The sequence below is a fragment of the Pseudoalteromonas sp. PS5 genome (genome assembly GCF_004103255.1).
Taxonomy (GTDB): Bacteria; Pseudomonadota; Gammaproteobacteria; order Enterobacterales; family Alteromonadaceae; genus Pseudoalteromonas; species Pseudoalteromonas peptidolytica.
In genome coordinates this window covers 1-11548 of sequence record NZ_RCSQ01000031.1, presented here as the reverse complement: position 1 = coordinate 11548, position 11548 = coordinate 1, and the positions used below count along the sequence as shown (strand labels likewise).

General features: G+C 42.4%; 9 protein-coding genes. 1 reads left to right on the top strand and 8 read right to left on the bottom strand.

Going from position 1 to position 11548, the window contains the following annotated elements; genetic code table 11:
* Positions 1 to 66: 66 nt before the first annotated feature.
* Positions 67 to 1386 (bottom strand): 23S rRNA (uracil(1939)-C(5))-methyltransferase RlmD, encoded by a 1320-nt coding sequence (rlmD, locus tag D9603_RS04190; RefSeq protein WP_128730351.1) that lies wholly within the window; start codon positions 1384 to 1386, stop codon positions 67 to 69.
* Positions 1387 to 1464: 78 nt separating this feature from the next.
* Here rlmD and barA point away from each other — a divergent pair, with 78 nt between their 5' ends.
* Positions 1465 to 4233 carry a two-component sensor histidine kinase BarA gene (gene barA, locus D9603_RS04185; protein ID WP_128730349.1) on the top strand — a complete coding sequence of 923 codons (2769 nt, stop codon included), beginning with the start codon at positions 1465 to 1467 and terminating at the stop codon, positions 4231 to 4233.
* Positions 4234 to 4530: 297 nt separating this feature from the next.
* On the opposite strand, the gene purF is transcribed toward barA, so the two are convergent.
* The 7 genes from purF to D9603_RS04150 all read right to left on the bottom strand — a co-directional run.
* A complete protein-coding gene (purF, locus tag D9603_RS04180; RefSeq protein ID WP_128730347.1) occupies positions 4531 to 6063 on the bottom strand; it encodes an amidophosphoribosyltransferase in 1533 nt (510 codons plus the stop codon).
* An 18-nt stretch (positions 6064 to 6081) separates the two neighbouring features.
* Positions 6082 to 6576: a CvpA family protein gene (locus D9603_RS04175; RefSeq protein WP_125254267.1), complete on the bottom strand. Its 495-nt coding sequence runs from the start codon at positions 6574 to 6576 to the stop codon at positions 6082 to 6084.
* 61 nt (positions 6577 to 6637) lie between these two features.
* Entirely contained in the window at positions 6638 to 7264 is a 627-nt protein-coding gene (locus D9603_RS04170; protein ID WP_128730345.1) for an SPOR domain-containing protein, read from the bottom strand.
* A 35-nt stretch (positions 7265 to 7299) separates the two neighbouring features.
* Positions 7300 to 8565 (bottom strand): bifunctional tetrahydrofolate synthase/dihydrofolate synthase, encoded by a 1266-nt coding sequence (gene folC / locus D9603_RS04165; RefSeq protein ID WP_128730343.1) that lies wholly within the window; start codon positions 8563 to 8565, stop codon positions 7300 to 7302.
* A gap of 26 nt (positions 8566 to 8591) precedes the next feature.
* Positions 8592 to 9467, bottom strand: a complete 876-nt coding sequence (gene accD / locus D9603_RS04160) for an acetyl-CoA carboxylase, carboxyltransferase subunit beta (protein ID WP_125254460.1) — start codon at positions 9465 to 9467, stop codon at positions 8592 to 8594.
* A 134-nt stretch (positions 9468 to 9601) separates the two neighbouring features.
* Positions 9602 to 10396 (bottom strand): tRNA pseudouridine(38-40) synthase TruA, encoded by a 795-nt coding sequence (gene truA, locus D9603_RS04155; protein ID WP_125254459.1) that lies wholly within the window; start codon positions 10394 to 10396, stop codon positions 9602 to 9604.
* A gap of 146 nt (positions 10397 to 10542) precedes the next feature.
* Positions 10543 to 11548 (bottom strand): FimV/HubP family polar landmark protein (locus D9603_RS04150; protein ID WP_277750214.1); only part of this gene is annotated, 1006 nt, incomplete at its 5' end.

Genomic DNA, 11548 nt, shown 5'->3' with positions numbered 1-11548 from the left:
AAAAACGTTTACTTAGAGCCTAAACCCAATTGCCATCACTTAATCTATGTACCATGATGATTCAAGCTATTTTTGCTGTTTTACAAACAGTGCCATGGTTTCAATATGTCCTGTGTGGACAAACATATTCATTAAGCCCAGCTTTTCTAGCGTAAACCCAGCACGATGGATCACTTGCGCGTCACGAGCTAAGGTAACCGGATCGCATGAGACATATAAGATCCGTGAAAACTGTCCTAACGGTAATTGCTCTAACACTTCAAGTGCCCCAGTCCTGGAAGGGTCAAGTAGTAATACGTCTACACTTGGATCAAACCAAGTGGCTTCACTGATAGCGCGAGTTAAGTCAAAACAATGAAACTGAACATTATGGATTTGGTTAGTTTGCGCATTTTGTCTTGCCATTGCAACTGATTGCGCTTCGCCTTCAACACCAATCACTGCATTTGCATATTTTGCGAGCACTAAGGAAAAATTTCCCACGCCACAGAAAAGGTCAAGTACCTTCTCATCAGCACGTGGTTTTAACCAAGTAACTGCTTGATGCAACATAGCATCATTGACGGCTTGATTAACTTGAATAAAGTTATTTAGCTGAAATTCTAATACGAGGCCAAATTCAGGAAGTCGATAATTTGGTAGCTGCTGATATTCAGCCGCATTTTCCCCATCGTCAAACACCACTTGATAATTCTCAAGACCAGCTCTAATTGCTTGATAAGTCGTTTGCGAAAGCGCCTTGGTGTGTCGAAATAGCACATAGTTATGATTGTCCGCTTGGCATAACTGAACGTGGCTGATGAACTTAAATTCATTGAGCGCTTGAGACAGCGCATTTAACGTGATGAAAATATCAGCAAAAGGAGCAGCCAACACATTACACTGTTCAATATCCACTATCTGTTTTGACTGACTGGCTCTAAAGCCCAGTTTTACCGTGTTACGTTTCTTATCATAAATACTGGCTATGCGAGCGGCACGACGATAATGAAGTGGTGCAGAGGTAATAGCAGCTTGCCATGGTAACTGTGTTATTTTAGCAAAGCGCGCAAACAGTTTTTCTACGGCTTGTTGCTTTTCGATGAGCTGATTGTCGACGCTTTGATGTTGCAAATTACAACCACCACACTGTTCATAATGCTCACAAAACGGCTGAGTGCGATACTCAGAGGCCGTCATTACTTTGATAAGTTTTGCCTCAAGTAATTTAGACTTTGCTTGAGTTACTTGCGCAGTAACATGTTCATTGGTCAATGCACCAGCTACAAAACATACTTTACCATCGTGACGCGCAACTCCCCTGCCTTGGTGATCCATAGATTCTATTTGAAGGGCAAGGTGTTTTGACGGTTTGGTTGCTTTTTTAGCACGAAAAATCTGTGCCATTGGGTTCCTCATTTGTTTGCTTATCACGTCGGTAAAAGATAATCTTAGTTACAGATTTCTCTGCACTTTTTTGACCCTATGACAAAATTAAACCTGCGTGACAGTATTTTACTACTCACTCTTTTGCCAACCCTACTCGTTGGCTTGCTACTCGGTGGCTATTTTACTATAAATCGCTACGTAGAGCTTGAGGAAATTCTGATTAGTCAGGGGAATCGTATTTCAGAATCACTAGCCATGTCGGTAGAGTACCCGATAAAAAAACAGGATAAGTCCCATCTGCACAGGATCTTAAGCCAAGCTCACAATAAGCATGCACCTTTGGTAAAAAGTATTGCTCTATTTGACGAGCAAAACCAGCTTATCCTAACCAGCAATTACCATAGTGAATTTGACAAGCTGCACTATTTTGGCGAAGTGCAAGCATTGCAAACGACGGTTGTGACGACTCTTAAAAATACATTTGTCTTTTACTCACCAGTAAAAAATCACCTAGCTAAAAAAACAGACTGGCATAGTGCCGAACCTGCAACGCTAGCAATCTTGGTCGTCGAGATCAGTAAAGACCAAGCACTCATTTCTCAGCAGCGGGCATTAATTTTAAGTGCAATTGTTATTATTTTCTCTTTTTTACTCAGTATCATGTTAGCTATGCGTTTATCTCGTATGCTTACCAAGCCCATTGCCAGCTTAATATTAGCCACTGATAAACTCAATGAGGGTAAGCAAGACATCGCTATTAACGAGCCAATGCGAGGTGAGTTTGAACTACTACGCCAGGGGCTAATTGTCATTGGTAAAAAAATGGCGAATCAAAAAGACGAAATGCAAAAGCACATTGACCAAGCAACCAGTGACTACCGAGAAACATTAGAGCAATACGAAACACAAAATATTCAGCTCAACATTGCTAAGAAAGAAGCGCAAGATGCCAACCGTGTAAAATCTGACTTTTTAGCGAAGATGAGTCATGAACTTAGAACGCCACTTAATGGCGTCATCGGCTTTACTCGTCAGCTCTATAAAACACCTTTAAATAAACACCAAAAAGATTATTTAGATACCATAGAATTGTCGGCAAACAGTCTGCTTACAATCATCAGCGATATTCTCGACTTCTCAAAGTTAGAAGCCGGAGCAATGGAGCTTGAAAATATTCAGTTTGAGCTGCGTGATGCCGTCAATGAAGTAATGACATTATTGGCTCCAAGTGCCCATGACAAGCACTTAGAGTTTTCTATTTCGGTGAACAGACAAGTACCAGATAATTTGATTGGCGATCCAACACGTTTTAAGCAAGTACTCACCAACCTAATCAGCAATGCCATTAAATTCACTGAAAAAGGGGCAATTAAAGTTGATATTAATCATCGATTAATAGATGAATCTCAATCTTCATTACTGGTGTCAGTCAGCGATACCGGCGTGGGTATCGCACAGGATAAGCAAGACGCCTTATTTACCCCATTTGCTCAAGCGGATACCAGTATTACAAGAAAATTTGGAGGCACAGGACTCGGTTTAATCATTACCAAACACATAGTCGAGGCAATGAATGGCCGTATTACGCTCAACTCAGCACCAGGTCATGGTACATGCTTCTCCTTTAATGCCGTATTTGCATTACCCAATCGGCTTTATAACGATGACTTACCAAGTAAACCTCTTGAGAATAAGCGAGTACTGTATTTTGAACCACAAGAACATACTCACTATGCGGTTGTTTCGCAGTTACAGGCTTGGGATATGCAGGTGACACGCTGTCTCAGTGAAGAGGACTTTGATGACGCACTAGCAAAAGATTTTAATTATGATATTTGTTTAATCGGCTCAATGGCCAGCGTTGATCAAATGCAAACTGTAAAAAGCTACATCAAACAAGCAAGGCAGTCCGCTGATTATTTATACCTGATGGTGAACACGATTTCTCACAACATGCGTGAAGCACTCATTGGTAGTGGTGCCGACGCTTGCCTAAGTAAACCATTAAACCACAGAAAATTGTGTGAAATGTTAGCTGCTCCTTATCGCCTAGACCATCCCGATATGAGCGCCAACGAAATTGAAACTACCAACCTACCATTGAAAGTGCTAGTGGCAGATGACAATGACGCAAACTTAAAGCTGATATGTACGCTCTTAGACGAGCAAGTAGAAGCTATAGACACTGCCCACAATGGTGCTCAAGCCGTGAGTCTATGTAAATCAAGAAAATATGATCTTATATTTATGGATATTCAGATGCCGATTATGGATGGGATCAGTGCTTGCAAAAGTATTCGTGAATCATCTCTCAATGAAGATACTCCCATTATTGCAGTCACGGCTCATGCCTTAGCAGGTGAAAAAGAAGAGTTACTAAAAAATGGTTTTAGTAACTACATGACCAAGCCAATTGATGAAGATATGTTAAAGCAGATCATCTGCGACCATAGCACCTCATCTCCCATTGCAAGGCAAAAAAATAATGAACATGAACGGCACAGCGTCCCTCCTTTTGAAAGCCAAGTACTAGACTGGGGGTTAGCATTACAACGCGCTGGCAACAAACCAGATCTGGCGCTTGAGATGTTGAATATGCTGCTCTCTAGTGTTCCCGAGACACTTCAACAACTAGAATCTGCGCAACAGGCTGAAGATGGTGCGACACTACTCAAGGTCATACATAAGTTTCATGGTGCATGCTGTTATACCGGTGTACCAGCGCTTAAAAAGTTAGCTGAAACCATAGAAACAAGTTTAAAACAGGCTAAACCTCTCAATGATATTGAGCCTGAGCTATATGAATTAGTAGATAGTTTAACAATGCTATTAAACGATGCTAAGCCTAATCAAGTACTATCTTAATGAGGCTGAAGTGAGTGGCATTTGCACCAACCAGCTAGCTAAGTACTTAATTTTTTTAAGAGAAGACCATGACGATAACACCACCTACTTTGCTATCGTCATGGTATGTACATGCAAACTTTGCTATCGAATCGTTATAGATAAGAAATTTTTAACGCAGTTAGCGTCAAGTTTACTCCTCTAAATTGAGCAAGTATTAAGGCTAATTGGTAAAACACGAAAAAGCCCAAGTATCACTTGGGCTTTTTTACGTTAACGCAGATGGCTGAACATCCAGCGCATTTGGGAGTAAGTTTACTACTCGCCTTCTGTGCTTTCAGTTTCTTGATTATGTAACTCAAGACTTGCGGACATAGCTGCTTCACGCGTTGACTTGGCAGAATCATTACGAAGCTCATCGATATGATTCAAATAGTTTTGGTCAACATCTCCGGTGATGTATTGGCCATCGAATACTGACGTCTCAAACCTTGATACTTCTGGGTTTTCTTGGCGAACCGCCGCAATCAAATCACTCAATGATTGATAAATAAGACCATCAGAGCCGATGCTTGCATTAATATCTTCCACTTCTCGACCATGTGCAATTAACTCAGAAGCCGATGGCATGTCGATACCATACACATTTGGAAATCTCACTTCAGGTGCCGCTGAGGCGAAGTAGACGTTTTTAGCGCCAGCTTCACGCGCCATTTCAACGATTTGTGCTGAAGTTGTACCGCGTACGATAGAGTCATCTACCAACAGCACATTTTTACCAACGAATTCGCGGTCTATTGCGTTCAGTTTACGACGCACTGACTTTTTACGCATTTCTTGACCAGGCATGATGAATGTCCGACCAATATAACGGTTTTTTACAAAACCTTGGCGATATGGCAAACCTAAAACAGAAGCAATTTCTAGGGCAATGTCACACGAAGTTTCTGGGATAGGGATAACCACATCAATGTCTTTATCGCCCCATTCACTGGCAATTTTCTCTCCAAGCTTAGTGCCCATGTTAACGCGCGTTGCATAAACTGACATCTTATCGATATTCGAGTCTGGACGAGCAAAGTATACAAACTCAAAAATACACGGTGCTAGAGTCGTTTTCGCAGCGCAGATCTGTGAGAAGAATTCGCCGTTTTCAGTGACATAAATTGCTTCGCCAGGGGCAACGTCGCGGACAAACTCAAATCCGTCAATCGACAATGCCACACTCTCAGAGGCAAACATATACTCTGTGCCACGCTCGGTTTCCTTCTTACCAAACACCAGCGGTCGAATACCATGAGGGTCTCTGAATGCCAAAATACCGTGTCCAATAATCATCGCGATACTTGCGTAACCACCAGATACAACAGACACCACCTCTGTTACCGCGGTAAACATATCTTCCGCATCTAGCTTCATCTTGTCTGTTTTACCGAGCTCATGGGCTAGGATATTCAGCAAAATCTCTGAATCAGAAGTCGTGTTGACGTGACGGCGAGCTTGAGTAAACAAACGCTCTTTTAGCTTTTCAGCATTGGTTAAGTTGCCGTTATGAGCAAGCGCAATACCAAATGGAGAGTTGACGTAAAAAGGTTGTGCCTCTGCTGAGCTTGAAGAACCCGCTGTAGGATAACGTACATGACCAAGGCCGATGTTGCCTTGAAGTCGTTTCATGTGTCTAGTATGAAATACGTCCTTCACTAGACCGTTTGCTTTTCTCAAGCTAAACGTATTGTTGTCAATGGTAATAATGCCAGCCGCATCTTGGCCACGGTGTTGCAAAACAGTTAAGCCATCATAAATCGCCTGATTAACAGGTGATGTTCCGACTATCCCAACGATACCACACATTAAAAATTTCCTCGCCGATTAACGGTTTACCGAATTTAAAAAACTGGAACTATGCTCAAGGTAGGAAAAAAACCACTCGATCACAAAACCAAATTCAGGAATTAAGTTTGATGATTTCCACCATTGCGTACTTGGCGCGTTGGTAAAAGCATCAAGGAAGAAGAGTAAGGCGCTAACGACTAACACGCCTCGAAGTGCACCGAATACGATCCCGATGATCCTATCGGTACCCGAGAGACCAGTTCTTTGAACCAGTTCACTCAAGACATAGTTAACAAGCCCACCTAGCATCAAGGTCGCAATAAAAAGTATGGCAATTGCGGCTGCATTTCTTAAAAGGGGTTCTGAAATGAATGTTAGGAAGGTTGAGAGATATTGATAGAACATGCTGGAGATGAAAAATGCGCCGATCCAAACAACAAGTGACATCGCTTCTTTGACGAAGCCTCGAAGCAAGCCAAAAAGTGTCGATAAACCAACAATGCCTGCAATGGCGTAATCAACCCAGATCATAGTAACCAATAAGTCGTTAATGTGGGGCGCATTCTAAAAGGTTTGGCAGCTAAATACCAGATCATTTTGTTACTTCAAATTGCGTTAAGCGGCCATTTAATTTAGTTAATTTCTTTAGTTCTGGTAACTTAGCTTCAAGTTCTGCTTTATTTAAAGAAGGGCCTACAAACACTTTTGTTAGTGTTCCATTTGGTGTTTTGACTGGTTTTGTAAACGCTTTAAAACCATTTCCGCGTAATTTGTTAATTAACGCATCTACATTCGATTTGTGAGAAAAGCTGCCTAACTGAATTACGTACGCCATCTTTGAAAAGTTCGATGTCTCTGGTCGGGTAAGTTTAGCCACTTCTATTTTATCATTGCTAAGCACTCGTTGTGGCTCACTTTGCTTGAGAGTGTTATCCGCTTGCAGTTCTTCTGTGCGCTCTTTCGCGCCACTACTCTCAAACTTTTCATCATCTGCAGGAGCATTCTCAATATGCTCCTCAGTTAGCTCAGGTGCTAGTGCGGCTTGCATATCGAGCTTTTCTTGTAAATCTATGGTTTTGAACTCAGGCCTGTCAGGGATCGCTTGAAAGCCCTCTTTATAATGGACTTTTTCGCCGTCTAGAATATTTGGAATAAATATTATCGCCGCAACCACAACAATACTCGTCCCTACCAAGCGATTTATAAATACTGAGTTCACTACTATACTCTCTACTAAGTGTTAATTCTCGAATGTTATTTCAAGTTGTTTTGCCAATATGTCATTGCCTGAGCAACGGTCAAGAAGGAACCAAATATGACTAAAGCTTGATCCTGTTTTAGGCCGTGAATTTGCGCGTTCAATGCACCTTCCACATCATCATATATTGTAATTTGCTTATCCGTATCAAGTAATGGCTTAAGGTTTTCTGCGCGCTCCCCTCTGGGACCGTGCAACGACGCTAGACTCCATCTGTCGACATAGGGGGTTAGCGTTTTTAATACACTGGCTTTATCTTTATCCGCAAGCATAGCCGCTAAGGCATGAATTTTAAACCCTTTTTGCCGAAGATGTTGTAACTTAGTCGCTAAATACCTAGCTGACTCGGGGTTATGTGCGACATCAACATACACTAAAGGAAAAATACTAAGCTGTTGAAAGCGTCCTTCAACCTGAATTTCACTAAGACAACATTGCACAGATTCAAAGCTGGGTAGTAAATCAAGTGTCGCTAAGACAGTGAGCGCAGTTGCCACATTCTGGGCGGGAATATTGGGGTTATCAAAGTACCAATCATTGTCAAAATATTGCCACCTAAATTGCGACTCTAGCTGCGTAAAGTGAAAGTCTTTGTTCGCAAGTACCATTTTGGCTGCTATTTCTGTACCGTAGTCAGTAACCGAATCAGGTATATTAAAATCACCAACGATAGCTGGCGTATTGGCACGAAAGATCCCTGCTTTATGGTAACCAACAGACTCTCGGGTGTCCCCTAAAAATGCTTTATGGTCTAAGTCAATGGTGGTAATGACCGATGCAACAGGCATCACGATATTTGTAGCATCATTGCGCCCACCTAACCCCACCTCTAACAGTATATAATCAACATTACAACGCTTAAAAATGCTTAACGCACCTAAGGTGCCAAACTCAAACTGAGTGAGCAAAGTATCGCCACGCGTATCGTCAATTTGCTTAAAGGCATCGATATGATATTGCTCGTCGAGCTCGACACCATTAACTCTGACACATTCTGTATATCGAATTAAATGAGGAGAAGAGTAAGTTCCAACAGAAAAGCCTTGATTAAGCAACAAAGCTTCCAAACAACGCGCTGTGGTACCTTTACCGTTTGTACCACCAATCAAAATGATTTTACTGAATGATTCAAGCAGACCGACTTGCTCAGCAACTTGAGTAATTCGCTCAAGTCCCATGTCAATCGTGGCGGGGTGAATAGCTTCTAAATAACAAAGCCAATCATCAAGGCATGATGATTGGCTAGGCTGTTTAACTGTCATGGTTTGAATAGCTCAATCTGAAAAATTTACGCTACTCTATGCTCTTGTTCAGTAGAAGGCAAGTCCATAAATTTAGCTAAGATACGCGCTAACGTATCACGCATTTCACGACGGTCAACAATCATGTCGATGGCACCGTGCTCAAGTAAAAACTCACTACGTTGGAAACCTTCTGGTAGCGTTTCTCGAACCGTTTGCTCAATAACGCGAGGGCCTGCAAATCCTATCAATGCCTTAGGCTCAGCAACGTTAATATCCCCAAGCATAGCAAGTGATGCAGAGACTCCACCCATTGTAGGGTCTGTCAATACAGATATGAATGGCAACCCACGTTCACTCATCTTAGCCAATGCAGCACTCGTTTTAGCCATTTGCATAAGCGACATCAACGCCTCTTGCATTCGAGCACCACCTGAGGCTGAAAAGCAAATTAACGGCATATTGTGTTCAAGACAAACGTTAACTGCGTCAACGAATCGAGCACCTACCACCGATGCCATAGAGCCACCCATAAATGAGAACTCAAAAGCAACCGCTGCTACAGGAATACCTTTAACTCGACCTTTCATCGCTACAAGTGCATCTTTCTCGCCACTGGCTTTTTGCGCTTGAACAATTCGATCTGAATACTTTTTGGAATCTTTAAACTTGAGCACATCTTTTGGTTCATGCTCTATTCCCAGCTCTTGACGATCTGCATCATCTAAAAAGCTTTCAAGGCGCTTACGTGCTGTGATACGCATATGATGATCACACTTAGGACACACACTTAACGACTTTTCTAATTCTGCTTTGTATAGGATTGAATCACAATCTGTACACTTCGCCCAAACCCCTTCTGGGATCTCTTTTTTACCAGAAGATTTCGTGGTTTTAGGTAAGATCTTTTCTAACCAACTCATTTGCAACTCTCTATCGTGCTTTATTCTGTTCCGTCAGCAAAGACAGACATCTTTTCCCAATTAAATCATGATTTAGCTATAGGTGATATAAAAAACTGGTCTTAAGAGTATAAGGTAGTACCTAAATATGACCGTTATACCAGCGCTTCCGGCAAAAATAGAGGCCCTAAAGGCATTTTTTCTATCTGCCACTGCTCAGGGTAATCTACGTCAACCAAATAAAGACCATTGGGTTTCGCCGTCGCACTTGCTAGCGTACGATCTTTTGCAGCCAATAATTCAGCCATCCAACCTGGCTCTTGCTTGCCAACACCAATATCCAGCAAACACCCTGTTATATTACGCACCATATGGTGTAAAAACGCATTGGCTTTAATGTCAATGACGATATATTTACCTACGCGTTCCACTTCTAAGTGATGGATATTACGAAATGGCGTATTAGATTGGCAATGTACTGCTCTGAAGGATGTGAAGTCTTGCTCTCCAATCATGGCAGGACATGCCGCTTTCATTCTTTCTACATCAAGTTCATGATGGAAGTGCGTTACACCGCTGCGTAAAATACCTGGTCGATATGTATGATTATAAATGACATAACGATAACGACGAGCAGTTGCAGAAAAGCGTGCATGGAACTCTGGGTGTACCTCTTTAGCAAACCGAACGGCAATATCATCAGGGAGCTGTGAATTCATACCCAATGTGAAGGCACTCATGTCTCGAGCCGACTCAGTATCGAAATGAATGATCTGCCCAGTAGCATGAACACCAGCATCTGTGCGCCCTGCGCAAGTGATCTCAACCGGATGATTACAAATATTCGAGAGCGCTTTTTCTATTTCTTCTTGGACACTGCTAACGTGGCTTTGTCGTTGCCACCCACTGTAATTTGCCCCATTGTATTCAATGCCTAACGCTACTCGCATACTATTTCTATCGCAACCTATAACAAAAACACCATTTTATGCGATTGCTGGCTTTAATTAAAGCGCTGAAGTGAAAACCAGTACCTGCCAAAAACACATCTTGTTATTTGGCAGGCCTTAAGGTGTCAGCCTAATCACCGTTTCCGCTAACTAGTAAGGCTAGATTTAAGCGCTTTAGCTTCTGCTTGAACAGAGTCAGGACCATTGTCTATCACGTCGTCCAGCGTAGAGATTGCAGAATCATAATCTTGGATCTCAATATATGCTTTGGCTAAGTCCAGTTTGGCAGAAAAGCCCTCGTCTTCTAAATCAACATCAGTGGTGTTTTCACCCGCCAGTAACTCATCAAAGTCACCTAGCCCAACATCCATATTCGCACCAACATAAGGCTCTTCATCTAAGACTAAATCATCGCTTTGCTCCAGCAACTCCTCTATTTCCAAGTAGTCACCCTCACCAATCTCTTCCGTAGGAGCGTCTTGAGGGTCATGGGCTTCGAGTTCATCTTGCAATAAGCTATCAAAATCAACTTGAAAATCTTCACTATCATTGGTGTCGAAGGTAGCTGGTTCATCAAGTTCACTCAATAGTGCATCAAAGTCCTGTTGAGTAAAATCGGCCATAAATTCTTTTTCAATTTCGGCTTCATCAACCTGCGGCACTTCAACTTCCGAGTCAGACTCACTTAGCAATGTATCAAGTTCGTCCCCATCAGCCAGTTCAGTGATCACCTCTTCAAACGGAGCAGTTTCGTCATTTATGAGGTCTTCTTCGTCAAGCGTGTCTGACGCTAACTCAACTTCGTCTTCAAGTAACGTGTCTTCATCAAAGTCAGCTTCTAGCTCTGGGAGTAGCTCCGCCTCATCGTGCGCTGCGTCTTCGTCAAGTGCAGTTGGCACGTCAGGTGCTGGTGCTTCTTCGGCTTCGTCCTCAAGTAACGCCTCGTCTTCAAGTAAAGTATCTTCATCAAAGTCAGCTTCTAACTCTGGGAGTAGCTCCGCGTCATCTTGCGCTGCCTCTTCGTCAAGTGCAGTTGGCACGTCAGGTGCTGGTGCTTCTTCGGCTTCGTCCTCAAGTAACGCCTCGTCTTCAAGTAAAGTATCTTCATCAAAGTCAGCTTCTAACTCTGGGAGTAGCTCCGCGTCATCTTGC

Coding starts and splice junctions, on each gene's coding strand:
- rlmD (WP_128730351.1), bottom strand. CDS start 1,386: ATGGCACAGATTTTTCGTGCTAAAAAAGCAACCAAACCGTCAAAACAC.
- barA (WP_128730349.1), top strand. CDS start 1,465: ATGACAAAATTAAACCTGCGTGACAGTATTTTACTACTCACTCTTTTG.
- purF (WP_128730347.1), bottom strand. CDS start 6,063: ATGTGTGGTATCGTTGGGATAGTCGGAACATCACCTGTTAATCAGGCG.
- D9603_RS04175 (WP_125254267.1), bottom strand. CDS start 6,576: ATGATCTGGGTTGATTACGCCATTGCAGGCATTGTTGGTTTATCGACA.
- folC (WP_128730343.1), bottom strand. CDS start 8,565: ATGACAGTTAAACAGCCTAGCCAATCATCATGCCTTGATGATTGGCTT.
- accD (WP_125254460.1), bottom strand. CDS start 9,467: ATGAGTTGGTTAGAAAAGATCTTACCTAAAACCACGAAATCTTCTGGT.
- truA (WP_125254459.1), bottom strand. CDS start 10,396: ATGCGAGTAGCGTTAGGCATTGAATACAATGGGGCAAATTACAGTGGG.